The organism is Streptomyces longisporoflavus (genome assembly GCF_014649775.1).
GTDB classification, from domain to species: Bacteria; Actinomycetota; Actinomycetes; order Streptomycetales; family Streptomycetaceae; genus Streptomyces; species Streptomyces longisporoflavus.
In genome coordinates, this window is the sequence record NZ_BMTR01000019.1 from 102,043 (window position 1) to 128,077 (window position 26,035).

Sequence of the window (26,035 nt, forward strand, 5' to 3'; positions counted from 1 at the left end):
TCCTGGTCCTGTTGGGTTGTGTCCTCGCCGCGGTCGCGCGGGTGGTGAGGGAGGGCTCAGCGGTGTCCCGCCGGGACGAATCGCACCGGTGTGCCCGGCACCGCCTGTGCCGCCCCCGCCAGGTCCGCCTCCCTGACCACCGCGATGACCGGATAGCCCCCCGTCGTCGGGTGGTCGGCGAGGAAGACCACGGGGCGGCCGTCCGGCGGCACCTGGACGGCGCCGAGGACCATGCCCTCGCTGGGGAGTTCATCGGGGCACGCCCGTTCCAGGGAGGGGCCTTCGGTGCGCAGGCCGATGCGGTTGCTCGCCGAGGACACCCGGTACGCGCGCGTGGTCAGTGTGCGCAGGGCCGCCTCGGTGAACCAGTCGGCGCGCGGCCCGTACGTCACCCCCAGGATCAGTTCGCGCGGCGGCGCCATATGCGGGACGGTGTCCACGCGCGCGTGGGGCGCGGTGGCGTGTCCCAGGGGTATGACCGCTCCGTCCGCGAGCGGCGGAGGTCCGAGCCCGGAGAGCAGGTCCGTCGAGCGGCTCGCGAGCACGGGGTCGACGGCCACACCGCCGCCGAACGCGACGTAGCAACGTACTCCGGAGACGGCGGCGCCGACGTCGAGCAGCGCTCCGGCAGGCACCCGTACGGGCACTCCCCACGCCACCGGACGACCGTCGACCGTCACCGGACAGGGCGCGCCCACGACCGCCACCGTCACCGCGCACCGGGGCCGCACCGCGCAGCCGGCCAGGGTCGTCTCCAGGACGGCGGCCTCGGCGGAGTTGTCGACCAGGCGATTGGCGAGGCGGGCCGCGGCGGGATCGAGGGCTCCGGAGCGCGGCACTCCGAGGTGCGCGTATCCGGGACGGCCCTGATCCTGGACCGTGGTCAGCGCCCCGGACCGTACGACGGCGAAGGCCCGGTCCGTCATCGTGCCTCCGCCCCTGGAACGCCCGCCAGGGGCACGAAACGCACCCGCAGCCCGGGGGCGAGCAGCGAGGCAGGCACGCGCGCGTGGTCCCACAGCACGGCATCGGTCGTGCCGATCAACTGCCAGCCGCCGGGCGACGAGCGCGGGTACACCCCTGTGTACGGCCCCGCCAGGGCGACGCTGCCGGCCGGGACGCTCGTACGCGGCGTGGCCCGGCGAGGCACCTCGTAGCGTCCCGGAAGACCGGTGAGATAGCCGAAGCCGGGCGCGAACCCGCAGAAGGCGACGCGGAATTCGGTCCCGGAATGGATCCGCGCCACCTCCGCCACGGGCACTCCCCAGTGCGCCGCCACATCCGCCAGGTCGGGCCCGTCGTAACGAACCGGGATCTCCCGTACGTCCTCCTCGCGCGCCGAGAGAGGCGGGATCTCCAGGTTGGCGAGCTCGGCTCCGACACGGCGGGGGTCGTCGAGGCCGTCCAGGAGCACCGTACGGGCCGCGGGCACGATCTCCCGTACGCGGATCAGGCCCGCCGCCCTGCGGCGCAGCAGCTCGGCGTGGAGTGCCTGCGCCGCGTCGCCGTCGGCGAGTTCGACGAGCAGTGCCCGGGCGCCGACCGGAAGCACCCTCACGCGAAGGCCTCCACCCGGACACCCGACGCCTCCAGGCGCGCCCTGACCTGCCGCGCGAGAGCCACCGCACCCAAAGTGTCGCCGTGCAGGCACAACGAGCGCGCGCGGACGTCGATCCGCCGGCCGTCCAGGGCGGTGACGGTCCCGGACCGGGCCATGCCCACCGACCGTTCGAAGACGGCGTCCGCCTCCGTGATGACGGCTCCGTCGCTGCCGCGCGGCACGAGCGTCCCCTGCGGGGTGTACGCGCGGTCCGCGAACGCCTCGGTGACGACGGGAAGCCCGGCCTTGCCGGCCACTTCGAGGAAGCGTGATCCCGGAAGTCCGAGGACGGGCAGCGTGTGGTCCGCGAGCAGGACCCCTTCGACGACGGCGCGCGCCTGGTCCTCGTCGTGGACGACGCGGTTGTAGAGCGCCCCGTGCGGCTTCACGTAGGACACGCGCGTGCCGGCGGCCCGGGCGAAGACTTCCAGGGCGCCTATCTGGTAGGCCACTTCGGCCGCCAGCTCATCGGCAGGTACGTCCATGGAGCGGCGGCCGAAACCGGCGAGGTCGCGGTAGGAGACCTGGGCGCCGATCCGGACGCCGCGCGCGGCGGCCTGCTCGCACACGCGGCGCATGGTGGCCGCGTCCCCCGCGTGGAAGCCGCAGGCCACATTGGCGCTGGTGACGACGGAGAGAAGCTCCTCGTCGTCGGTCAGGTGCCAGCGGCCGAAGCCCTCACCGAGGTCGGCGTTGAGATCGATCACGGCGTCGCTCATCTACGTAGCTCTCCTGTTTCCGCTCGGCGGCCCGTTCAGGCCACCCTGTACTGCTCGTCACGGGCGTCGGTGACGAACATCCGGCCCGGCGCGTGCGTGATCGCGAAGGGCGGCCGCGAGGCCATCACGGCGGCCTGCGGCGTCACTCCGCATGCCCAGAACACCGGGATGTCACCGGGCTCGGCCGCCACCGGATCACCGAAGTCGGGGCGGGCCAGATCGTCGATGCCGAGCCCCGCCGGGTCGCCGCAGTGCACGGGACCGCCGTGCACCGCGGGCAGCAGGGCGGTCTCTTCGATGGCCGCCGAGAGGTGCTCGGGCGGCACGTGGCGCATCGACACGACCATGGGGCCGTGCAGCCGGCCCGCCGGACGGCAGGGGCGCTCGGTCACGTACATGGAGACGTTGCGGCCCTGCTCGACGTGGCGCAGCGGGACGCCGGCGTCGGACAGCGCCCACTCGAAGGTGAAGCTGCAGCCGATGAGGAACGACACCAGGTCGTCCCGCCACCGGTCGACCACGTCCGTGGGCTCGTCGGTCAACTCGCCGTTCTCCCACACCCGGTAGCGCGGCAGATCCGTCCGCAGATCGGCGTCGGGGGCCAGGGGCGTGGTCCAGGAGCCGACGTCCGTGACGTCGAGGACCGGGCAGGCCTTCGGGTTGCGCTGGCAGAACAGCAGCATGTCGTACGCCCAGTCGGCGGGCACCGAGATGAGATTGGCCTGGGTGTGGCCGGCCGCCCAGCCGGCGGTCGGGCCGCTCGTCCCGGAGCGGAAGAGCGCGCGGGCCTCCTCCGGGCTCCGCGATGCGGCGCTTGCGGGGATGCTCGCGGAGGTCACAGCAGCTCCTTTCCGCGTGTCTCGGGCAGCCCGAGCAGGGCGAGCACGGCGAGCGCGTAACCGATCGCGCCGAAGACCAGCGCGCCGCCCACGCCCCAGCTGTCGGCCAGGAAGCCGACCATGGTGGGGAACACCGCGCCCACGGCACGCCCGGTGTTGTACGTGAAGCCCTGCCCGGTGCCGCGCACGGCCGCCGGGTAGAGCTCGCTGAGGAACGAACCGAAGCCGCTGAAAATGGCCGACATACAGAAGCCGAGCGGGAAACCGAGCACAAGGAGAAGGCCGTTGGCCCCGTCCGGGATGTTCGTGTACGCCAGGATGCTGGCCGCGGAGAGGAACGCGAAGAGCGTGATGTTGCGTTTGCGGCCCAGGATGTCGGTGAGATAACCGCCGGCCAGGTAGCCGATGAAGGCTCCGGAGATCAGGAAGGTGAGGTATCCGCCGGTGCCGACCACCGTCAGTCCGCGTTCGCTCTTCAGGTACGTGGGCACCCAGGTGGCGAGCGTGTAGTAGCCGCCCTGTACGCCGGTGGAGAGCAGCACCGCGAAGAGGGTGGTGCGCAGGAGCCCCGGCTTGAAGATCGCGGTGAATGACCCCTTGTCCGCGCTCTTCTTGCGCTCCTCGGCCGCTTCGGGGGCGTCGTGCACGTTGCGCCGTATGTAGACGACGAGGAGGGCGGGCAGCGCGCCGGTCCAGAACATCACGCGCCAGGCGATGTCCTCGTCCAGGAACTGGAACACCAGGGTGTAGACGATCACCGCGAGCGCCCAGCCGACCGCCCAGGCGCTCTGGATCGCGCCGAGCGTGCGGCCGCGGTTCTTGGCGGTGGCGTACTCGGCGACGAGGATCGCGCCGACAGCCCACTCGCCGCCGAATCCGAGGCCCTGGAGGGCGCGGAAGACCAGCAGCGTCTCGTAGTTGGGCGCGAAGCCGCAGGCGACGGTGAAGACGGCGTACGTGACGACCGTGATCATCAGTGCCTTGACCCGGCCGATCCGGTCCGCGACCACTCCGGCGATCGCGCCGCCGATGGCGGAGACGACCAGCGTGACCGTGGTGAGCAGGCCGGTCTGGCCGCTGTCCAAGCCGTAGTACGCGGCGATCGCGACCATGCTCAGCGGCAGCGTGAAGTAGTCGTAGGAGTCGAGGGCGTAGCCGCCGAATGCGCCGCCGAAGGCGCGGCGGCCGCGCGGGCCGAGGGCGCGCAGCCAGCCGAACGCGCCGCCGTCGTGGCTGTCGTCGTCGGGGGCACCGCCCTCGGGGCGTGGATCGGTCGGCAGGACCCGGGGCGTAGGGGGTGTGCTCATGGGCACCTCGCAGGAGGGGGGACGGAGGGTGCGGAGCGGGCAGGGCATGGGGCACGGGTGGGGTCTGTGCCGTGCTCGACAAGGTAGAGGATCGTTGAACGATCCCTCAATACCCACGTTGTCTCGTTCTTGTATCTGCGATTGAATCCGGGCATGGCTGAGGGAATGGCTGACGCGAGCGGACTGGCCGACGACCGTGCGCTCCTGGGGCGCACCAGCACCGCGGAGAGGGTCTCGGACATCCTCCGCAGCCGCATCGCGGAGGGTTACTTCCCGCCGGGGGCCCGGCTCTCGGAGGACAGCATCGGTGGCGCGCTCGGCGTCTCGCGCAACACCCTGCGCGAGGCCTTCCGCCTCCTCACGCACGAACGCCTGTTGGTCCACCAGCTCAATCGCGGGGTATTTGTCCGAGTTCTCACCATTGAGGATGTGGAGGACATCTACCGCACCCGGCGCCTCGTCGAATGCGCGGTGGTCCGCGGACTGGGAGATCCGCCCTTCGCGCTCGACGGACTCGCGAGCGCCGTCGCGGACGGCACGAAGGCGGCGCGCGAGCGCGAGTGGAAGGGCGTTTCCACGGCCAACATCCACTTCCACCGGGAACTGGTCGCACTCGCCGGAAGCGTCCGCACCGACGAGGTGATGCGCAGCGTCTTCGCCGAACTGCGCCTGGCCTTCCACGTGGTGGACGATCCGCGCCTGCTGCACGAGCCGTACCTCGCACGCAACCGGCAGATCCTGGAAACCCTCCGGGACGGCGACGCCGCGGAGGCCGAACAACTGCTCGCGGTCTACCTGGACGACTCGCGCCGCGGCCTCGTCGAGGCCTACGGCCGACGCGTGGCGGAGGGCGAACGGGCGGCCCGCTGACGCCCGCCGGGCGCCGGACGGGGTTCGCCCGGGCGCTGTCAGATCTGCGCCGTTTCGACCGTTGTCAGACCGAGGATCTAGTCTGTGCACCGTGACTTCGCCTGCCGTTACGGACACCGTTCCGCCCCAGCTCAGCGCGGGGCCGAGGCCCGCTCCGGGCCCGGCCGCCGACGAGGGCCTGGCGCGGCGCCTGCGCGCGCTCGCCTGCACGGCGCCGCTGCACGACCTGGACGTGCGCAAGGCCAACCTCGCGGGCGAGTACTCGGTGTACGCGATGGCGGAGGTGGCGCTCTCCGCCATCGACCTGGTCACCCTGAACATGGACTTCGACACCGGCGCCGATCATGAGGAGATAGTGGCCAGGCTGCTCCCGCGCGTCGGCGCCCAGGCCCCCCGGCGTCCCGTGGCCGAGCACGAACGCGTCGCCCGCTGGGTCCTGGAGAACCTGATCAACGTGGGCAGCGTCGACCGCGGCTTCCGCGCGGTGTACGGCACCTTCGCCCCCGACGGCTCCTATGTCCGCAGGGACTACGACTTCAAGCTGATCGAAGAGGTGCCCGGGTACGGGGGCGGTGTCTATCTCCGCACGACGGACGAAGCCGTCAACGTCCTCGTGGGCGCCCTCGACACCGACGTCACGAGCGCCCAGATCGCCGCCGAGGTGAAGCTCGAGGTGCTCATCAACCGCGGCCGCCTCGCCGACGCCCAGCTCGCCGCCGAGCAGGCGCGCTACCGGACCGTGCAGTATTCGGAGACGCTGCGCAGAGCCCTGGACGCCACCCGGCGCAACGTCCGCGCGGTGGACTGGCTCCAGGCCGTCCCCGACATGATCGCGGAGGCCCTCGACCACGTGGCCGACCGCTATCGCCACGAGAACGCGATCCTGACGAACATCCGCAAGGCACGCGACGAGTCCGAGGACCCCGGGCAGAAGCGCCGCGCCGCCGAGCTCGTCGACATCGTCAAGGACTGCATCCGCCGCCACACCCAGCTCCAGTCCCGGCTCCTCGAAGCGGGCCCGCTGTTCCGTGCCGAGCAGGACCGCCAGGCCTTCGCGACCCCCACCGCACGCACCGGCCTCGATCTCTACGGCCAGCTCGTCGCTCCGCTCCTGCCGCTCCCGGTCGAGCAGGCGAGCCGCGTGACGGACGCGTTCTTCGCACGCGGGACGGGCCTGCGCACACCCGTCTCCGTCCGCGTCGGGGATCTGGTCGACATACTGCTCACGCCGCCGCAGGAGCGTGAGCACCTGGGCGTGGAGATGCCCGAGCCTGACCTCATCGCCACCCCCGACGACAGCCGCTTCAGCGAGGAGCAGCTCGCCAGCGCCATGGAGCTGCTCGACCTGCCGGCCGACGCGCCCCGGCGCCTGTCCGGACTCCTCGCCGACGCCCGGCTCCGCGACAGCGAACTGCCGTATCTGGTCGCCCTCCTCGCCGTCCACGCGGCCAGCCCGCCGGTCGGCACCGCCTACCGCCAGGGCGAGGAGAAGCTCCTGTTCGCCGTGGACGACGGCACCGAACTCGACGACCCGGAATTCGGCGGCGCCGACCTCATCGTGGGCACGGCACTGCTCGACGCCGCCGGCATGGCGGCCGGCCGGACGGAGGCCGCGTGAGCGCTCCCGACACCCGCATGACTCGTACGTACGACCGCCGCAAGGAGCACAAGCCGTGACCGAGCACCCCGCAGAGCACACCGCGTGGGGCGAGCCGGAGGCATCGGCGGCGCCGGCCGCGACCGCCGCGATCACCCCGGCCGACGCCGCCGACGCCGCGCGCCTCGTCGCCTTCGGGCTCCAGCCCAAGCTCCAGCCCGCCCGCGACCAGGAGTACGCCGAACTGCTCCGCCGGTACCGCGAGGACTCGCCGTTCGCCCGGCTCGCCGACGCCGTCGCCGCCGGACTCGGGCTCGTCGTCCTGGAGGTCTCCCCGCGCGCGGGGATGGCCGTGACGGCCGCCGAGGACTCCGTGTTCGCCGTCCGCATGGGCGACTACGCGCGCAGGACCGCCGCCGACTCCACCGACCGCTTCCTGCACGGCCTGGCCCATCTCGCCGTCGCGGCCCTGGCGTTCCCGCGCCCCGAGGACCTCGCCGACGACGGATACATCGGCCGGGTCACGGTCAACGGAGTCGACGCCTTCGTGCGTCAGGCCTGCCGCCGCCTGGAGGAGCGGGCCGAGGAACAGGGCGAGAACTCCGACCCCGCGACCGACGCCCCCGGCCTCGAAGCCGCGTGGCGGATCTGGACACGGCGCAGCTCGACGGGCGCCACGAAGGACGCCCGACGCCTCGCGGGATCGACCACCGGCATCATCGGCAAGGCCGTCGCGTTCCTCACCGACTCCGGGTTCCTGCAGCGCACGGGCGACGACTCCGGAGGCACGTACCGCACGACCGCCCGCTATCAGCTCCAGGTGCGCGACATGGCGGGCGGCGCCGCCATGGCCGAGCTCCTCGAGCTCGGCATCGTGCCCGTCACGGACGGGTCCGCGACCCTGCTGCCCCCCGAAGACAGCGACGATCTGGAGCTGGCCGCCGACGCGGGCCTGCCCTTCCACTCCTGAACCCCGCGCTCGGTCCCGCCCCACCCGCCTGAACCCTTCCTGCTGTTCCGCACGACTTACGACGAGAGTCCGCCGCCATGTACGAGCTGTCCCGGGTCCGCCTCTACTCCATCGGCCCCGCCGGTGCGCGCTACGCCGACACCGTGCTTGACCTGCGCGGCGTCGGCGCGGAGGTGCCCGACCCCGCGCCCGCCCAGGCGGAGTTCTTCGAGGACGAGCCCACCGGCCCGCCGCTGCGCCCGGCCCCCGCGGGCGTACTCTTCCTGGAGAACGGCGGCGGCAAGTCGGTCCTGCTCAAGCTGATCTTCTCGGTGATGCTCCCGGGACACCGCAACACGCTGGGCGGCGCGAGTTCGGGAGTCCTGCGCAAGTTCCTCCTGGCCGACGACTGCGGGCACGTCGCCCTGGAGTGGCAGCACACGCTGACCGGCGAGTGCGTCGTCGTCGGCAAGGTCAGCGAATGGCGCGGACGGCAGGTCTCCAACGACCCGCGGAAGTTCGCCGAGGCCTGGTACTCCTTCCGGCCCGGACCCGGCATGAGCCTGGACTCCCTCCCGGTCGCCGAGTCCACCGCCGTGCGGCCGTCCGTGGAAGGCGTCTCGGGCGCGCAGGGGCGGCGGCGCACCATGAAGGGCTTCCGGGACGCGCTGACCGACGCCGGCAAGGCGTACCCCCACCTCGAAGTGCACTGGGAGGAGATCCACGACCGCTGGAACGAACACCTCGGCGAACTGGGCCTCGACCCCGAACTCTTCCGCTACCAACGGGAGATGAACGCCGACGAGGGTGAGGCCGCAGGCCTCTTCGCGGTCAAGAAGGACTCCGACTTCACCGACCTCCTGCTGCGCGCCGTCACCGACACCCGCGACACGGACGGCCTCGCCGACCTCGTCCACGGCTTCGGCAACAAGCTGGGCCGCCGCTCCGAACTCATCGCCGAACGGGACTTCACCGCGGGCTCCGTCGACCTGCTGGGCCGGATCGTCGACGCCACCGACACGCGCTCACGCGCGCGTGACGTGCACGCCGGAGCCGAGCGCCGCACCCGCACGCTCGCCCGCCGCCTCTCCGCCCGCGGCGTCACCGAGCGCGGCCGCGCCGGGGAGCTCGCCGAGCGGGTCACCGCCGCCGCGCACACCGTCACCACGGCGGAGGAAGCCCGCGGCAGGTCCGCCCTGATCTCCGCCGAACTCGCCTTCCGGCACGCCTCCCTGGCGCTCACCGTCGCCGAGAAGGCCGCCGCCGCGCAGCGCCGCGAGCTCGCCGACGCCCGCCAGCTGCACTCCGCCTGGCAGGCCGCCGAAGCCGTCCTGCGCCACCGCGCCGCCGCCGACCGCTCCGCGCGCGTGGCCTCCGCGATCCTGGAGGCCGAGCGGGACGCGGCACCCGCCCTCGCCGCACGCGCCAAGGCGGCGGCCGATCTCGTACGGGTCCTGCACACCGCAGCCGAAGGCGCCGAGTCCCTCGCGAACGAGGAGGAGGAGCGCTCGGCCGCGCTCCAGGAGACCGGCGAGGCCGCCCACCGCGACGCCACGGTCGCCGCCACGGAGGCACAGCGCGCCCGCAGCGAGGCAGGACACCTGCGCCAGCGCCTCGCCGAGGTCGAGCAGGAGACCGCGGAGGCCGTCCGCGCGGGCTGGCTCGACGACACCGCACCGGACGCCGACCCGGCGCGCGCGGCGCTCGCCGCCAGCGACGCCGAGAAGACCGCGGCGGCCGCCTGGGACACCGCACGCGAGACCTCCCTGCGCGCCGCCGAGCACGCCAAGGAGGCAGCGGCCGCCGAAGCCCGCGCCGAACTCACCGCGGCCCGCGCCTCGGACGCGGCCGACGCCGCCGAGCACGCCTACGACGCCGAACGCCGTGCCGCCGAGTCGATCGCCGCGGACGAGCGCCTCGCCGAGCTGCTCGGTCTGCCGGGGACGAGCCCGTCCGCCGGAGTGCCGATGCCCCGCCGGGCCACGGCGGAGAAGGGCGGCGACGGCGACCGGGCGGACGCGGCCACCGGGGACAGCGCCGCGGTCACCGCCGCCCGCGCCGCCATCGGCACCCGCCCCCCGGCCGAAGGCCCCCTCTCCCTCGCGGAGCTCGACCGCAGCGCCGACGACCTCCGCACGCTCCTCGAAGACGGGGTCGCCTCCGCCGAGCGGCAGCTCTTCGAACTGCGTACCGCCGCCGCCGACGACTCCCGGATCCTGGGCGCCCTCGGTGACGGCGGGCTCCTGCCGCCGGGCCCGGACGTCCTGGCCACCGTCGAGTTCCTCGGCGAGCACGGCATCCCCGCACTGCCCGGCTGGCGCTATCTCGCCCAGGCCGTCGACCCCGCCGACCACGCGCGCGTGCTCGCCGCCCGGCCCGAGCTGGTCGACGGCGTCGTCATCACCGACCCCGCCACGCACGCACGGGCCCGCGAAGCGCTCGCGGGCGCCGCCCTGCTGCCCCGCTCGGCCGTCGCCGTGGGCACGGCCGCCGCCCTCCTCGCCCCCACCCCCGGCGAGGACGCACAAGGCGGAGACGTCTTTCTCGTCCCGCCGAACCCCGCCATGCACGACGAGCACGCCGCCGACGAGGAGCGGACCGCGCTGCGCGCACGGGCGGCCCAGCGCGACGAGGAGATCCGGGCGCTCGCCGTCCGCCTCACCAAGGACCGCGAACTCGCAGCCCGGCTCTCCTCCTGGCGCAGCGGCTGCCCGGCCGGACGCATCGAGGAACTCGCCGCCGCCGCACGCAGCGCACGCGCCTTCGCCGAGGAAGCGGAGGCCGAACTGGCCGAGGCCCGTACGGTCCGCGCCGAGGCCGACGAGACGGCGGCCGAAGCGGCACGCGCGCGTGACGAGCGCCAGGAAGCCGCCCAGCGCGCGCGACGCGTCGCCGACGCCCTCGCGGGCCTCGCCTTCCGCCTGCGCGAACGCGCGGGCTGGCAGACCAAGCTGCGCGAACTCGCCGACGACGCCGTCGAGTCGGAGGCCCGCGCCCAGACCTGCCTGGACCGCGCACGCGCCGCCGACGAGGACCGCCGCTCCGCCCAGCGCGCCGCCGATGACGCCCGCCGCACCGCCCGCGCCCTGCGCGCCGAACGTGCCGAGATCGCCGGCGCCCCCGAGGACGTGCCCGAGGACCCCGCGTCCGCCGCCCCCAAGTCGTCGCTGCCCGCCCTCCGCGAGGCCTACCGCGCCGCCTCCCAGCTCTACGAGAAGGTCGGTGTCGGCGCCGACCTGCGCGCCGAACAGGCCCGCGCCGAGAGCGACGAGACCAGCGCCCTCGCCGAACTCGACCGGCTCAGCAACAAGGTCCGCACCCGCGCCGCCCTGCTCCTGGAGGGCACGGACGGCTCCGACGGACCGTCCCGGCAGGCCGCGTCCGCCCGCGCCGAGGCCCAGGTCCAGCTCATCGAGACCCGCGCGTCCGCCGCGAGCGAGCAGCTCGGCCGGCTCCGCGGCGAGGCCGAGCGACTCGCCCCGCAGGACGGCGACGCGCACACCGAGCTCCCCGAAGAGCTCGTCCCCGCCGACGCCGAGCAGGCGCAGGTCCTCCTGCGCACCGCCACCGGCGAACTGGCCGCCCACACCGAGGCGTTGAGCCAGGCCAAGGACGCGCACGCCGCCCTCCTGCAATCCCACCGCGCCACCGAGGACGCCGCCGGAGGCTTCGACGAGACGGCGGCCCTCCTGCGCGACCTGCTGCGCGAGCAGCACCACGAGGAAGAAACACCCGAAGAGCCCGAGCCCTACCCCGGCTCACTCGAAGAGGCCCGCCAGGCCGCGGCCGAGGCCCGCCGCTCCCTGCGCGGCTGCGCCGCCGACCTGTCCGCCGCCGAGGCCGCCGTCCGCGAGGCCTGCGACATCCTCGTACGGCACGCGAACTCCACCCGCTACGAACAGGTGCGCACCCCCGCCCGCCAGCAGATCCGCGAGCTGCCCGCGTCCGCGCTGCCGGAGCACGCCAAGAAGTGGGCCGACGCCTTCGCGCCGCGGCTGCGGGTGCTCACCGACGAGCTCGAGCAGCTGGAGCGCAACCGCGACAGCATCGTGGACCGCCTGCGCGGCCTCGTGGAGTCCTCGCTCGCCACGCTCCGTTCGGCCCAGCGCCTCTCCCAGCTCCCCGAGGGCCTGGGAGAGTGGTCCGGCCAGGAGTTCCTGCGCGTCCGCTTCGAGGAGCCCGACCAGGCGACGCTCACCGAACGCCTCGGCGAGGTCATCGACGAGGCGACACGGGCAGCGGTCAAGAAGAACTCCGACCTGCGGCGCGACGGAATGTCCCTGCTCCTTCGCGGAGTCCAGGCCGCCCTGGAACCGCGCGGCATCGCCGTCGAGATCCTCAAGCCGGACGCCGTACTGCGCGCCGAGCGGGTGCCGGTCGGCCAGATGGGCGACGTCTTCTCCGGCGGGCAGCTGCTCACCGCCGCCATCGCCCTGTACTGCACGATGGCCGCCCTGCGCAGCAACGACCGCGGCCGCGACAAGCACCGGCACGCCGGCACGCTCTTCCTCGACAACCCCATCGGCCGCGCCAACGCCACGTATCTCCTGGAGCTCCAGCGGGCCGTGTCGGACGCGCTCGGCGTGCAGCTGCTGTACACCACCGGCCTGTTCGACACGACCGCGCTCGCGGAGTTCCCGCTGGTCATCCGCTTGCGGAACGACGCGGACCTGCGGGCCGGGCTGAAGTACATCAGCGTCGAGGAGCACCTGCGGCCGGGCCTGCCGCAGCAGAACCCGGCCGAGGAGACGGTGCACGGGGAGATCACGGCGACCCGGATGTACAAGCGCCCCGCCGCCTCGACCTCGTAGGCCTCAGGCGTAGGCCTCAGGCCAGCCGCTCGGTCAGCCATGCGTGGAAGAGACCGATGTGGTGTTCGGTCGGCACGAGCACCCCGCCCCCGCGATAGGCGCGTGAGGCCATCGCGGGCTGGGTGCGCTCGCAGGCCTCGAAGTCCTGCTCGTTGACCCGGTGGAACAGCTCCACGGACTTGGCGAGGTCGACGCCGGACGCGACGACCTCGGGTGCGTAGAGCCAGTCGCACTCCACGACCGTGCGGTCCTCGGCCAGCGGGAACATCCGGTGCAGGATCACGTGGTCGGGCACGAGGTTGACGAACACGGCCGGCTTGATCGTGATGGCGTAGTAGCGGCGGTCCTGTTCCTCGGCGACCTCGGGCAGGCGACCGAAGCCCGCGCTGCCGTCGACGGTGAAGCCGCTGACCTCCTCGCCGAAGGAGGCGCCGTGTCCGACGTAGTACTGAGCGGCGAAACCGTCGGTGAACTCCGGAAGGACGTCGGTCAGTTCGGGGTGGATGGTCGCGCAGTGATAGCACTCCATGAAGTTCTCGACGATCAGCTTCCAGTTGGCGCGCACGTCGTAGGTGACGCGCTTGCCGAGGGCGAGCCGCTCGGTTCCGTAGCTCTCGATGGACGCCGCGTCGCCGAGACGCTCCACGGCCGCCCCGATGACGCTCTCCTCGAAGGAGGGCGGATCGTCGGCCAGACACACCCAGGCGTAGCCGAGCCACTCCCGCAGCGCGACCTTGACCAGGCCGTATGCGGAGCGGTCGACGTCCGGCATCTTCGACAGGTTCGGCGCGGCGACCAGCTTGCCGTCGAGGTCGTACGTCCACGCGTGGTACGGGCACTGGAGCGCGCGGCGCACCTCGCCCGACTCCCGCGTGCACAGCCGGGCGCCCCGGTGGCGGCAGATGTTGAGGAACGCGCGCAGTTCCCCGGAGCGGGAGCGGGTGATCAGTACGCTCTCGCGGCCGATCTGGACCGTGCGGAAGGCGCCGGGTTTGCCGAGGTCCGCGGAGCGCACCGCGCAGAACCAGAGTGACTCGAAGACGCGTTCCTGTTCCTGCCGGAAGATCTCCGGATCGGTGTAGTAGCGGCCCGGCAGCGTGGTCATCAGACTGCCGGTGGGCGGGGCCTCGGGGGTCGTCGTCACGGTGGCGTGCTCCTCCGTACTCTCCAGGTCCGTACTCTCCGAGTCCGGACTGCTCAAGCGGGCGCGGCGGCCAGGCGGCCGGGGTCGAAGAGCTCGATGGGGTGCTCGGTGGCGCCGTCGAGCGCCAGATCGGCGACGATCTCGCCGACGACCGGCACGAACTTGAAGCCGTGTCCGGAGAATCCGGCAGCGACGGTCACCGATCCGGGATGGGCCGGGTGGCGGGCGATGACGAAGTGTTCGTCGGGGGTGTTGGAGTACATGCAGGTGGCGGCCTTGAGGAACTGTCCGGGCAGGGACGGGACGTGGCGTGACATGTGCTCCGCCATCGCCGCGACCTCATGGTCGTGGACGGTGCGCTCGATGGTCTCCGGCGTGCAGGGCGTGCCCTTGCGGAAGAAGGCGACCTTGGCGCCGAGATCCGGGCCGTCGATGGCGGGGAAGCCGTAGACCTGTACGTCGTCGGCGTCCTCCCAGATGTAGATCGGGTGGTGCTGCGGCAGGAAGGGCCGCTCCCCGCCGGCCGGCCGGAACCAGTACATGACCTGCCGCTCGATGGTGAACGGCACCCCGATGTCGGTCAGGAGGCGCGGCGCCCAGGCGCCCGGGCAGATCACCAGCCGACGCGCGGTGTAGGTGTCCTCGGCGGTGTGCACGCGCACGCCGTCCCGGTACGGCTCCCAGCGCGTCATCGGCTCCTCGAAGTGCAGGTCGGCGCCCTGCTGGGTGGCGAGTTGCAGATGTGCGGCGACGGTGTTCTCGGGGCGGACGAGCCCGGCCCGCGCCTCGTACAGCGCCACCTCGTCGTCGCGCGGGCTGAGGGTGGGGAAGCGGCGGCGTATCTCCGGGGCGTCGAGGATCTCGTGGGGGAGGTCCCACTGCCGGGCGGAGAGCAGTGATCCGGAGACGGTGCGGCTGTCGGGGCGGCCGACCATCACGCCGCCGCACAGGGTGGCGATCTCGCGGCCGGTGTCGCGTTCCAGGCGTGCGTACAGTTCGTACGAGCGCAGGAGCAGCGGGACGTAGGCCGGGTCCTCGAAGTAGGACTGGCGGGTGATGCGCGAACCTCCGTGACTGGAGCCGCGGTTGTGGACGGGCCCGAACTTCTCCAGGCCGAGGACGCGGGCGCCGCGGGCGGACAGGTGGTGGGCGGCGGCACTGCCCATGCCGCCGAGGCCGATCACGATCACGTCATGGGTGGGGGACACGAGGCTTCCTCCAGAACGGCGGCCGCTCGGCCGCCACGGGACTTTCTGACGCTGCGGAGAACCGGCAGACGTCCCTAGCGGCGGATGCGGGTCATCTTCGGGTCGAACAGGGGCTCTTCGGCGACCGTCGCGGGGACCTTCTCGCCGAAGTACTCGATGTGCACGCTCGCGCCCGTCTCCTGCGGCGGAAGCCACGCGTAGGCGACACAGCGGCCCAGCGTGTATCCGTACGACGCGCTGGTGACGTACCCGGCCGGGACCCCGTCGACGTGGACGGGCTCCTTGCCGAGCACGACGGCGGCCGGGTCGTCGAGGAGGAGTGCGGTGAGTTTCCGGGCGGTGGAGGCGTCGCCCTGGCCTTCGCGGGAGCAGAGCCGTTCGAGCGCCGCGCGGCCCACGAAGTCGCCCCGGTCCATGCGGACCGCGAACCCGACGCCGGCCTCGTAGGGGTGGTGTTCGGTGGTCATGTCGTGGCCCCAGGCGCGGTATCCCTTCTCCAGACGCAGGCTGTTGAAGGCCGACCGTCCGGCCGCGATCACGCCGTGCTGCTGCCCCGCCTCCCAGAGCGTGTCCCAGAGCCGGAGCCCGGTGTCGGCGCTCGTGTAGAGCTCCCAGCCCAGCTCACCGACGTACGAAAGCCGCATCGCGGTCACCGGGACATGCCCGATGTACGTCTCCCTCGCCCGGAAGTAACCGAACGCCTCGTGCGAGAAGTCGTCGCGGGTGAGCGGCTGGACGAGGTCGCGGGCGAGCGGCCCCCAGACGCCGACGCAGCAGGTCCCCGAGGTGATGTCCCGCAGGTGCACGTCGTCGGGGGCGTGGCGCAGGAGCCAGTCCAGGTCGGCCGGACTGTTGGCACCGATCTGGAAGCGGTCCGTCGCGAGCCGGGCCACCGTGAGGTCGGAGCGGATGCCGCCCGACTCGTCCAGAAGCAGGGTGTACGTCACCGCGCCGGGCTTCTTGGCCAGGTTGTTGGACGTCATGCGTTGCAGGAAGGCGAGCGCGCCGGGCCCCGACACCTCGAGGCGGCGCAGGGGAGTCATGTCGTACAGGGCGACCTTCTCGCGGGTCGCCTTCGCCTCCGCGGCGGCGATCGGCGACCAGTGGCGGGCGGACCAGGCGTCGCGTGCGGGGACCTCGATGTCCGCGAGGAGCGGGGCGTTCGCCTCGTACCAGTGCGGGCGCTCCCAGCCGCCGCCCTCCAGGAAGACGGCGCCGAGTTCCTGCTGCCGGGCGTAGAAGGGGCTGACCCGCAGCGGCCGGGGCTGCTCCATGGGCTGGAGGGGATGGAGGACGTCGTAGACCTCGGCGAACTGCTGGGCGCCGCGGTCGGCGACGTAGGCGGGGGAGCGCTGGGCGTCCTCGAAGCGGGTGAGGTCGCACTCGTGTACGTCGAGCGACGGCCGCCCGTCGACCATCCACTCGGCGACCGCCCTGGCCACGCCCGCCGAGTGCGTCACCCACACCGCCTCGGCCAGCCAGAACCCGCGCAGCGTCCGCGATTCGCCGAGGACCGGCATTCCGTCCGGGGTGAAGGAGAAGACGCCGTTGAAGCCTTCCGCGACCTCGGAGTCGCGCAGGGCGGGCAGCAGCCAGGCGCAGTCCTCCCAACTCGGCGCGAAATCCTCCTCGGTGAACGGGTACGAGGACGGCATCTGCGGTGCGTCGTCGTACGCCGGGACGGTGAACGCGTCCACGGGCAGCGGACGGTGGGCGTACGAACCGATGCCGATGCGGTCCGTGTGCTCACGGAAGTAGAGATCGCGGTCCTGGAAGCGGAGGATCGGCTTCGATGCCTCTGTGCGCGGATCGTTGACGCCCGCGAGCTCGGGAAGCGGCTCCGTCTTCGCGTACTGATGGGCGAGAGGGAGGAGAGGCACGTCGACCCCGGCCATACGCCCGATCACCGGTCCCCAGAAACCCGCGGCCGACACGACGTGGTCGGCGGGGAAGGCGCCCTGGTCGGTGACGACGGCGGTGACGCGTCCTGCCTCCTGCTCGATGCCGGTGACGGTGTGCCGGTCGAGGAAACGTGCACCACGCGCGCGTGCCCGCTCGATCTGCACACGGCAGGCGGGCACGGCGCGGGCCAGTCCGTCGTCGGGGGTGTGCAGCCCGCCGATGACCTTGTTCTCGTCGATGAGCGGCCACAGCTCCTTGCACCGGGCGGGGCCGACCAGCTCGGCGCGGATGCCCCGGGAAGCGGCGTATCCCGCCTTGCGGTGCAGGTCGGCCCAGCGCTCGGGCGTGGTGGCGAGCTCCAGGCCGCCGACCGGGTCGAAGCAGGGGAGGCCGTCCACCTCCAGGGCCCCGAACTTCTGGACCGTGTACGTCGCGAAGGCGCTCAGGGTCTTGGAAGGGCTCGTCCGGAAGACCAGGCCGGGGGCGTGCGAGGTGGAGCCGCCCGGGGCGGGGAGCGGGCCCTGTTCGAGGACCGTGACGTCACTCCAGCCGCGGGCGGTCAGTTCGTCGGCGAGCGAGCAGCCGACGATGCCGGCGCCGATGACGACGACGCGGGGAGGCGCGGACGGGGCGGGTGGGGCGGTCGCAGGGGCGGAGGGGGCGGAAGTGGCGGAAGTGGCGGGAGAGGCGGAAGGGCCGCTCGCGGGAAGCTCGCTCACAGGACCACCACCGAACGCAGCACCTCACCGCGGTGCATCCTGCCGAACGCCTCCTCCACCTGGTCGAGCGTGATGGTCTCGGAGACGAATCCGCCGAGGTCGAGGCGGCGGGTGAGGTACTGGTCCACCAGGATCGGGAAGTCGCGGGTCGGCAGACAGTCCCCGTACCAGGAGGACTTGAGTGCGCCGCCGCGCGAGAAGATGTCGATCAGGGGCAGGTCGATCTTCATCTCCGGGTCGGGCACCCCGACCTGCACGAGCACACCGGCGTGATCGCGCATGTAGAACGCCTGCTTGTACGTGGGCGGAGTGCCGACGGCGTCGATCGCGACGTCGACCCCGAAGCCGCCGGTGAGCTCGCGCACCGCCTCGACCGGGTCCGTGCGGCGGGAGTTGACGGTGTGCGTGGCGCCGAACCGGGTCGCGGCGTCGAGCTTGGCCTCGTCGATGTCGACGGCGATGACCCGGCGCGCGCCCGCGAGAGAGGCCCCGGCGATCGCGGCGTTGCCGACCCCGCCGCAGCCGATGACGGCCACGGTGTCGCCGCGGCCCACCCGGCCGGTGTTCACGGCGGCCCCGTACCCGGCCATGACCCCGCAGCCGATGAGCCCGGCGGCCTCGGGACGGGCCGCCGGGTCGACCTTCACCGCCTGCCCGGCGGCGACCAGGGTCTTCTCGGCGAAGGCGCCGATGCCGAGGGCAGGGCTCAGCGGGGTGCCGTCCAGGAGGGTCATGGGCTGGGCGGCGTTGCGCGAGTCGAAGCAATACCAGGGGCGCCCGCGCAGGCAGGATCGGCACGCTCCGCAGGGGGCGCGCCAGGCGAGCACCACGTAGTCGCCGGGGACGAGATCGCTGACGTCGGCGCCGACCGCCTCGACGGTGCCTGCGGCCTCATGGCCGAGCAGGAACGGGAAGTCGTCGTTGATCGCGCCCTCCCGGTAGTGCAGATCCGTGTGGCAGACCCCGCAGGCCTGCACGGAGACGAGTACCTCTCCCGGCCCCGGATCTGGCACGACGATCGTCTGCTCCTCGACGGGCGCGGCCTTCTTCACGGCGACGACGGCACGGACCTCGTGTGGCACGGCCAGACTCCTCTGCTGTTGCGCACTGCACGACGGGTTGCGCTATGAGAGACATAGTGGGAACGCCATCAAGAGGCCGTCAAGGGGTGGGAGTTAACCCTTGGCGAATCCCCTGGGCACGGCGAAACGCGGTCGACGCGCGACCGGGCCGGGGCTGGGGCCGGGGCGGGACGGGATGGGGAAAGGGCGCGTCGCGGGCCCGCGGAACGCGACGAGGGCGGGACCAGGTTTCCCCGGTTCCGCCCTCGTGTCCCGTGCGCGGTGACGCTACGTCAGAAGCCGTAGCCCATCCGCCGCGAGAGCTCGACGGCCGCGACGACGGTGCGCTTGGCGAGCTCGGTGAGACGGTCCTCGGTCAGGCGGTACACGGGCCCCGACGCGCTGAGCGCCCCGATCACCTTGCCGTCGTGCGCGCGCACCGGTGCGGCGACCGCGGCCAGGCCCACCTCCAGCTCCTCCACCGCGATGGCGAAGCCCTGGTCGACGACCGCCTCCAACTCGCCGCGCAGCGCCACCGTTCCCGTCACCGTGTGCTCCGTCAGGCGCGGCAGCGTCCGTGCGATCAGGCCCTCGCGCAGTGTGGTGGGCAGGTGCGCGAGGAGGATCTTGCCGCTGGAGGTGGCGTGCAGCGGGGTGCGCCTGCCGAGCCAGTTCTGCGCGGTCACGGAGGCGGGGCCGCGGGCCTGCATGATGTTGACCGCGGCGTCGTCGTCCAGGATCGCGATGTTGACCGTCTCGCCCAGCTCGTCGGCGAGATCGCGGCAGACGGGGCCGCCCTCCTGGGAGATGTCCAGGCGCACTGCCGCCGCCCCCGCGAGGCGCAGTACGCCGGCGCCCAGGAAGTACTTGCCGCGGTCCTTGGCCTGGCCCACGAGGCCGCGGTTCTCCAGGACGCCGAGCAGCCGGAACGCCGTCGACTTGTGCACCCCCAACTCGTCGGCGATCTCGGTGACCCCGGCTTCGCCGAGCCGGGCGAGTATCTCCAGGACGCTGACCGCGCGGTCCACGGACTGGACGGAAGCCGGGGCCGCTTTCGGCTGCTTCTCGCGGGGTTCACCGGCCTGCTCCCCGGCCTGGCCTCCGCGCGGCTCCTCGTTCTGATCAGGCTGTTTCCGCGTGCCGGTCATATCTCAACTCTCACCACCTCGCGGCCCGTTGAAGCCGCATCTGCGGGAAGCCCTTGACGCGGCGGGCGTCCCGACCGGATTCTGTTGCGCATAGCGCTCCCTCGTGCGCCATGCGAAACATCATGTTACCGAAGGGTCCTGAACCGAAAAGGTGTCAGGACCGGGCCGAGAGAGATCAAGAGGGGGGCCCATGATTCCCGTCTGCCGCCTTGAAGACCTCCCCGCGGGCGAATCCGTCCGTGTCGAAACCACACCGCCCGTCGCGGTGTTCAACGCCGACGGCGAGATCTTCGCCATCGACGACACCTGCAGCCACCAGGACGCCTCGCTCTCCGAGGGCTGGCTCGAAGGATGCCTGGTCGAATGCCCGCTCCATGCCGCCTCCTTCGATCTCCGGACCGGACTGCCGACCTGTCTGCCCGCCCGCCGCGCCGTGCGCACCCACCGGGTGAGCGTCGACGACGGCACGATCCACGTCCACCTCGTGGCCGAGGAGGGTTCCGCCGCATGAGGACCATCACCGTGGTGGGCGCCTCGCTCGCCGGGCTCTACGCGGCGCGCGAGCTGCGCGCCCGGGGGTACGACGGGCGGCTCGTGATCATCGGCGACGAACCGCACCCACCGTACGACAGGCCGCCGCTGTCCAAGGACTTCCTCTCCGGCAAGGCCGGTGAGGACCAACTCGCCCTCTGCGACGACGAGGAGACGGACGAACTCGCCGTCGAGTGGCTGCTCGGGGTGCGCGCCCGCGGCCTGGACGCACGCGGCCGCAGCGTGCTCCTCGAGGACGGCCGGACCGTCGTGAGCGACGGGGTGGTCATCGCGACGGGAGCGTCCGCGCGCCGTCTGCCGGGACCCTCCCTTGCCGGGGTGCACACCCTGCGCACCCTGGACGACGCCCGCGCCCTGCGCACGGAACTGGCCGCGGGGCCACAGCGGGTCGTTGTGATCGGCGGCGGCTTCATCGGCGCAGAGACCGCCTCCTCGTGCGTGGCGCTGGGGCACGACGTGACGGTCGTCGAGGCCGCCCCGCTGCCGCTGCTCCCACAACTTGGCCCGGACATGGCGGCCGTGTGCGCCGCACTGCACGCGCGCGGGGGAGCGGAGCTCGTGACGGGCACCGGTGTGGCCGCGCTGTACGGCGACGCGTCCGTGCGCGGGGTGGAACTGGCCGACGGCCGACTGCTGCCCGCCGATGTCGTCGTCGTGGGCATCGGTGCCGCCCCCAACACCGCCTGGCTCGCGGGCTCGACGCTCGCCCTGGACGACGGCGTGCTCTGCGACGACGGCTGCGTCACCGGGCTCGCGCAAGTGGTCGCCGTGGGCGACGTGGCCCGTGTGGGCGCCGTGCGCGCCGAGCACTGGACGAGCGCCACCGAGCAACCCCGCGTCGCCGTCGGCAACTTGCTGGCCGGCCGCACCGCCGAGACCGTGCGCCCGCTGCCGTACTTCTGGTCCGACCAGTACGGCTCCCGCATCCAGTTCGCGGGACGGCGACGGCACGACGACACCGTGCGCATCCTCGAAGGGTCGACCGAGGAAGGCAGCTTCCTCGCCGCCTACGAGCGCGAGGGGCACACCACGGCGGTCCTCGCGGTGAACCGGCCACGCCCCTTCACGCGGATGCGGCGCGGTCTGCCGGCGGCGGTGCCTGCCGCGGCCTGAACCCCGCGGCGCGTCTGCCCGGCGCGTGCTGCCGGAGCGCCGCGCCTAGGAGTGCGACAGCTGGCCCGTCCGTCCGCGCCGTCGTATGCGGTCCTCGCTCCGCTCCGCCGTCCTGGCCTGCCGGCGGGCCCGGCGCCGCTCGCGCCGCAGTTGACGTGCCGTGCTGCTGGGCACCGACACCACGCCGTGCCGCTGGTTCCACACCTGGCGGGTCACCCACACGTCGAGGACGCCCCAGGTGGCGGCCACGGTGCTGGCCACGCTGCTGAGCACCATCGGGAAGGACAGCCAGGATCCGGCCATCGCGCACAGGAAAGCCGTCATCGCCTGTATCAGCGTCAGCGCCACGATGATCACGGCTCGCACCGCGGCCGTACGCACCGGATCGGGCAGGCGGCGCCTGCGCGCCGGCTCCTCGACCCACAACTCCCTGTGTTCCTCGCCGAACCGGCTCCCGGACGCCTCGTGCTCATCCGTGATCGACCCTGTTCCCGGGGTTCCCCGGGTTTCCCGGGTTCTCTGGATCCCCTGGATCCCCCGGGTCCTCTGGCGCTCTGCCGTGCCCATCAACTCGTCACTCCCCCGATGCCCTCGGGCCGTTCCACGCGACGTCGGCCGTTCCGACTCCCCAGTGGGTGCCCGGTATACGCGGCTTTACGCCACCTGGTGACGGCGTGCGGACCCCTCGTGCCCGCAGTTCCCGACTCCCGTACCGAATGACGAACGAGAGGCCCGGAAGATTCCCGCCGGGTTCGGGAAAGCGAAGAGTTCCGGCCAACTGGGTCGATGGGCGGGAAGGAATGTGCTGAGTGGCATGTGCCACACGCGGGATGCAATCTCCCGAATTGAAGGGACAACTGGGGACGCTCGTTTTACGTCACGGCTGAAATCCGTCCGGACATGTCTTCGAGTTGCTCCTGGGTCAGTAGTAGGCTCACGCCGTTTGTTGACGCACATGTGTGCCCCCGGCCATAGCGCGGCCGCAGGGGGCCGATCTGGGGGAGGCCATGCGCTTTCGCGGGAAGTCCATCCGCCGGAAGATCGTGGCATTGCTGCTGGTGCCGCTCATTTCCCTCACAGCCATGTGGGGTTTCGCCACCTACCTCACGGGTCAGGCGGCCAAGGACCTCATCGATGTCTCCGATGTCGTCGACAGGATCGGCTATCCGATCGAGGACACCGCCAGGGTCGTCCAGCAGGAACGCCGCCAGACCCTTGTCTATCTCGCCGATCCCCGCGCCTCCGACGCGCTCGCGGCGCTGCGCCGCAGCCGCACGGCCACCGACGACATGGTCGCCAAGGTCGAGGAGAACGCGGCGCATTCAGAGGTGCGGGACGAGGTCACCGGGCAGTCCGCCGAGCGGCTCGCCTCGCTCCTCGACTCCTTCAAGGGGCTTGAGTCGCTGCGCCGTACGGTCGAGGAAGGCACGATCACCCGCGCGAGCGCGCTGAAGATGTACACGAAGCTGATCGACCCCTGCTACGGCTTCCTGACGACCCTGCACGCCCTGGACGACGTGCAGATGGACCAGCAGGGCCGGGCGCTCGTCGGCGTGACCCGCGCACGTGAACTGCTCTCCCGCGAGGACGCGCTGCTCGGCTCCGCACTGGTCGCGCGCCGGCTCACCAAGACCGAGATCCGGGAGATCTCCGACCTCAGGGCCCAGCGCACGCTGCTCTACGAGGACAGCCTCGCGCTGCTGCCCGCCGACGAGCGCGCCAGCTACGAGCGCTACTGGAACGGCGCCCAGACCACGGAGTTGAGGGCCGCCGAGAAGGCCGTCGTCGAATCCGCGCCCGGCGCCCCGCGCGCCGTCACCTCGGCGCGCTGGGACGCCGCGGCGGGCAAGGCGCTCAAGGACCTCGCCGAGCGCGACAAGGCGGCGGGCGACCGCTACCAGGACCGCGTCGAACCGGTGGCCGTCGGCGTCATCGTGCGTGTCGTCGTGGCCGGGGTGTTCGGCCTGCTCGCCCTGCTGTTCTCGGTCTTCATGTCCGTACGCATCGGCAGCAGCCTCATCCGCGACCTGCGCCGCATGCGCCTGGAGGCCCACGAGGCGTCCGGCGTCCGGCTGCCCGGCGTGCTGCGCCGCCTGGCCGCGGGCGAACAGGTCGACGTGGAGACCGAGGCGCCGCGTCTGACGTACGAGAAGGACGAGATCGGCCAGGTCGGCCAGGCCCTGAACACCCTGCAGCGCGCCGCGGTCGAGGCCGCCGTCAAACAGGCCGACCTGCGCCGCGGCGTCTCCGAGGTGTTCGTCAACCTCGCCCGCCGCAGCCAGGTGCTCCTGCACAAGCAGCTCACCCTGCTCGACACGATGGAGCGCAGGACCGAGGACACCGACGAACTCGCCGACCTCTTCCGCCTCGACCACCTCACGACCCGCATGCGGCGGCACGCCGAGGGCCTGGTGATCCTCTCCGGTGCCGCCCCTTCCCGGCAGTGGCGCAAGCCCGTCCAGCTCATGGACGTCGTCCGCGCGGCCGTCGCCGAGGTCGAGGACTACGAACGCATCGAGGTGCGCCGCCTGCCGCGGATCGCCGTCACCGGGCCCGCGGTCGCCGACCTCACCCACCTGATGGCCGAACTCCTGGAGAACGCCACGGTGTTCTCGCCTCCGCACACCGCGGTGCAGGTCCTCGGGGAGCACGTCGCCAACGGCTTCACCCTGGAGATCCACGACCGGGGCCTGGGCATGGCACCCGACGCGCTCCTGGACGCCAACCTCCGCCTCGCGGAGACCCCGGAGTTCGAACTCTCCGACACCGACCGCCTCGGCCTCTTCGTGGTCAGCCGTCTCGCCCAGCGCCAGCGCGTGCGTGTCTCCTTGCAGCCCTCTCCGTACGGCGGCACCACCGCCGTCGTGTTCATCCCGGAGACGCTGCTCACGGACGACGTGCCGGACACGAACGGCGTCGGGTTCCGTCTCGACAGGCCGCAGCCCAAGGAGGCCGTGGGCCGCGACACCGCGGGCGACAAGCAGGCCGCGCTCGGCCAGGTGCCCGTCCAGCTGCCGGGGCTGCCCGCGTCCGTCCTCGACGGTCCCGTCGAGCTCGAGGCGCCGGTGGGCATGGCGGACCTCGACCCCTTCCCCGGCGCACTCGGCGGTCTCGGCGACCTCGAGGACACCGAGAGCGAGCGCGGCGGGCTCTTCCGGCCGCGCCGCCGCATGACCGGGGTGCCGGGGGACGAGCAGCACCAGCAGGCGAGCGACGAGCGGGAGACGGGCGAGCGCGAGCCCACCCGCCCCGAAGACCTGCCCTCCCGGACCGGCGGCAGCGGCCGGGGCTTCGGCAGCGGCAACGGAAGCGGCGGCAACGGAAACGGAAACGGCGGCTTCGGCGCACCCGGAGACCAGACGTCCCCCGAAGACCCCGTCAAGCTGCCCCGGCGCAGGACCCCGAAGCTGGTCTCCTCGCACGGCCGCCCCGTGACGCACGGCAGGCAACGGGGCGCGGCGCAGGACGACGACACGCCGCCGGAGGGCACCGCGCGCTCCCAGGCGCCCGCGGGACGCCCGCAGGGCGGCGCCGTGGACCGGGACCGCCCCGCGGCCGAACCCATCGACCTGCCGCGCCGCCCCGAGCCGCAGTCGGCCTGGCCCGACCTCTCACCGCCGCACCGCGACGTCACCGCGTCCGACGCGCCCCCGGACCTCCCGCGCCGCAGCCGGCGTACGGAGTCCGCGCGTACGGAATCCGGACGCCCGGAGACCGCGCGCCCGGAGGCCCCGGGCACGGAGGCCCCGGGCATGGAGAGCGACCCCCGCGCAGGCCGGGCACCCGCCCCTGCCGCCGCCCCCGGCGGACTGCCCCGGCGTGTGCGCCAGGCCAATCTCGCCCCACAGTTGAAGGACGGGCCGGACCACCGCACGGAGCGTGCCTCGGCACCGGCCTCGACCAGGCCGGAAGAGCGCGACGCCGACGAGGTCCGCAGCCGGATGGCTTCGCTCCAGCGTGGCTGGCAGCGTGGCCGTGAAGAGAACGCCGCGGGCGAGAACGCCTCCGACGGCACAGCACCAGGAACGACATCTGAGGGGGACGGTCGATGACCGCACCGAAGGCCGACGCACGTACCGCCGGACCGGGGGGATCGGGAGAGCTGAACTGGCTCCTCGACGAACTGGTGCAGCGGGTCGCCAGCATCCGCAAGGCGCTCGTGCTCTCCGGCGACGGCTTGCCCACCGGCGTGTCGAAGGATCTGACCAGGGAGGACAGCGAGCACCTCGCGGCTGTCGCCTCCGGCTTCCACAGCCTCGCCAAGGGCGTCGGACGCCACTTCGAGGCGGGCCGGGTCCGCCAGACCGTGGTCGAGCTCGACGATGCCTTCCTGTTCGTCACGGCCGCGGGCGACGGCAGCTGTCTCGCCGTCCTCTCGGACGCGGACTCCGACGTAGGTCTGGTCGCGTACGAAATGACGCTGCTGGTCAAGAGGGTGGGTGTGCATCTGGGTACGGCGCCGCGCACCGACCTGGCCACGGGAGGGTAGCGGGAGG

19 protein-coding genes are annotated in these 26,035 nt (G+C 72.6%); 8 read left to right on the plus strand and 11 right to left on the minus strand.

Translation table 11 applies throughout. From position 1 onward, the window contains the following. Positions 1-56: 56 nt before the first annotated feature. Genes IE226_RS32120 through IE226_RS32140 form a run of 5 tightly spaced genes read right to left on the minus strand, consistent with a single transcriptional unit; the run spans position 57 to position 4,465 of the window. Complete coding sequence (locus IE226_RS32120) at positions 57-926, minus strand: 5-oxoprolinase subunit C family protein (RefSeq protein WP_190084935.1); 870 nt, start codon at positions 924-926, stop codon at positions 57-59. Then, positions 923-1,558 (minus strand): 5-oxoprolinase subunit B family protein, encoded by a 636-nt coding sequence (locus IE226_RS32125; RefSeq protein ID WP_190084936.1) that lies wholly within the window; start codon positions 1,556-1,558, stop codon positions 923-925. The genes IE226_RS32120 and IE226_RS32125 overlap by 4 nt, the downstream gene beginning before the upstream one ends. Beyond that, positions 1,555-2,319, minus strand: coding sequence for a LamB/YcsF family protein (locus tag IE226_RS32130; protein WP_190084937.1), 765 nt, complete (start codon positions 2,317-2,319; stop codon positions 1,555-1,557). The genes IE226_RS32125 and IE226_RS32130 overlap by 4 nt, the downstream gene beginning before the upstream one ends. Before the next feature lie 35 nt (positions 2,320-2,354). After that, entirely contained in the window at positions 2,355-3,158 is an 804-nt protein-coding gene (locus IE226_RS32135) for a putative hydro-lyase (protein WP_190084938.1), read from the minus strand. Beyond that, positions 3,155-4,465 carry an MFS transporter gene (locus IE226_RS32140; protein WP_190084939.1) on the minus strand — a complete coding sequence of 437 codons (1,311 nt, stop codon included), beginning with the start codon at positions 4,463-4,465 and terminating at the stop codon, positions 3,155-3,157. Before IE226_RS32140 ends, IE226_RS32135 begins: the two co-directional genes overlap by 4 nt. Positions 4,466-4,630: 165 nt before the next feature. On the opposite strand from IE226_RS32140, the gene IE226_RS32145 reads away from it, so the two are divergent. The 4 genes from IE226_RS32145 to IE226_RS32160 all read left to right on the plus strand — a co-directional run bounded on the left by IE226_RS32145 (position 4,631) and on the right by IE226_RS32160 (position 12,692). After that, positions 4,631-5,335, plus strand: a complete 705-nt coding sequence (locus tag IE226_RS32145; RefSeq protein WP_373307074.1) for a GntR family transcriptional regulator — start codon at positions 4,631-4,633, stop codon at positions 5,333-5,335. Between the two features lie 91 nt (positions 5,336-5,426). Then, positions 5,427-6,953 (plus strand): hypothetical protein, encoded by a 1,527-nt coding sequence (locus IE226_RS32150; protein WP_190084941.1) that lies wholly within the window; start codon positions 5,427-5,429, stop codon positions 6,951-6,953. 55 nt (positions 6,954-7,008) lie between these two features. After that, entirely contained in the window at positions 7,009-7,902 is an 894-nt protein-coding gene (locus IE226_RS32155) for a hypothetical protein (protein WP_190084942.1), read from the plus strand. A 77-nt stretch (positions 7,903-7,979) separates the two neighbouring features. Beyond that, entirely contained in the window at positions 7,980-12,692 is a 4,713-nt protein-coding gene (locus IE226_RS32160) for a coiled-coil domain-containing protein (protein ID WP_190084943.1), read from the plus strand. Positions 12,693-12,708: 16 nt separating this feature from the next. Here the strand turns inward: IE226_RS32160 and IE226_RS32165 are convergent, their stop codons facing one another. The 5 genes from IE226_RS32165 to IE226_RS32185 form a co-directional block, all read right to left on the minus strand. After that, positions 12,709-13,836 (minus strand): aromatic ring-hydroxylating oxygenase subunit alpha, encoded by a 1,128-nt coding sequence (locus tag IE226_RS32165; RefSeq protein ID WP_190084944.1) that lies wholly within the window; start codon positions 13,834-13,836, stop codon positions 12,709-12,711. Positions 13,837-13,889: 53 nt separating this feature from the next. Beyond that, a complete protein-coding gene (gene solA, locus IE226_RS32170; RefSeq protein WP_190084945.1) occupies positions 13,890-15,044 on the minus strand; it encodes an N-methyl-L-tryptophan oxidase in 1,155 nt (384 codons plus the stop codon). 74 nt (positions 15,045-15,118) lie between these two features. Continuing rightward, positions 15,119-17,548, minus strand: a complete 2,430-nt coding sequence (locus IE226_RS32175) for a GcvT family protein (RefSeq protein ID WP_229871658.1) — start codon at positions 17,546-17,548, stop codon at positions 15,119-15,121. 113 nt (positions 17,549-17,661) lie between these two features. Further along, a complete protein-coding gene (locus IE226_RS32180) occupies positions 17,662-18,747 on the minus strand; it encodes an S-(hydroxymethyl)mycothiol dehydrogenase (protein WP_190084947.1) in 1,086 nt (361 codons plus the stop codon). A gap of 272 nt (positions 18,748-19,019) precedes the next feature. Then, a complete protein-coding gene (locus tag IE226_RS32185; RefSeq protein ID WP_229871656.1) occupies positions 19,020-19,874 on the minus strand; it encodes an IclR family transcriptional regulator in 855 nt (284 codons plus the stop codon). 190 nt (positions 19,875-20,064) lie between these two features. On the opposite strand from IE226_RS32185, the gene IE226_RS32190 reads away from it, so the two are divergent. Together IE226_RS32190 and IE226_RS32195 are read left to right on the plus strand one after the other, a co-directional pair. Next, the gene (locus tag IE226_RS32190) at positions 20,065-20,385 is read left to right on the plus strand and encodes a bifunctional 3-phenylpropionate/cinnamic acid dioxygenase ferredoxin subunit (protein ID WP_190084948.1); all 321 of its coding nucleotides are present in this window, start codon (positions 20,065-20,067) and stop codon (positions 20,383-20,385) included. Continuing rightward, positions 20,382-21,539: an NAD(P)/FAD-dependent oxidoreductase gene (locus IE226_RS32195; RefSeq protein WP_190084949.1), complete on the plus strand. Its 1,158-nt coding sequence runs from the start codon at positions 20,382-20,384 to the stop codon at positions 21,537-21,539. Before IE226_RS32190 ends, IE226_RS32195 begins: the two co-directional genes overlap by 4 nt. A gap of 45 nt (positions 21,540-21,584) precedes the next feature. Here the strand turns inward: IE226_RS32195 and IE226_RS32200 are convergent, their stop codons facing one another. Then, positions 21,585-22,109, minus strand: coding sequence for a hypothetical protein (locus tag IE226_RS32200; RefSeq protein WP_373307073.1), 525 nt, complete (start codon positions 22,107-22,109; stop codon positions 21,585-21,587). Between the two features lie 437 nt (positions 22,110-22,546). Between IE226_RS32200 and IE226_RS32205 the strand changes: the two genes are divergently transcribed. After that, positions 22,547-25,591 (plus strand): sensor histidine kinase, encoded by a 3,045-nt coding sequence (locus IE226_RS32205; protein WP_190084951.1) that lies wholly within the window; start codon positions 22,547-22,549, stop codon positions 25,589-25,591. Beyond that, positions 25,588-26,028 carry a roadblock/LC7 domain-containing protein gene (locus IE226_RS32210; protein ID WP_190084952.1) on the plus strand — a complete coding sequence of 147 codons (441 nt, stop codon included), beginning with the start codon at positions 25,588-25,590 and terminating at the stop codon, positions 26,026-26,028. The genes IE226_RS32205 and IE226_RS32210 overlap by 4 nt, the downstream gene beginning before the upstream one ends. Positions 26,029-26,035: the final 7 nt, after the last annotated feature.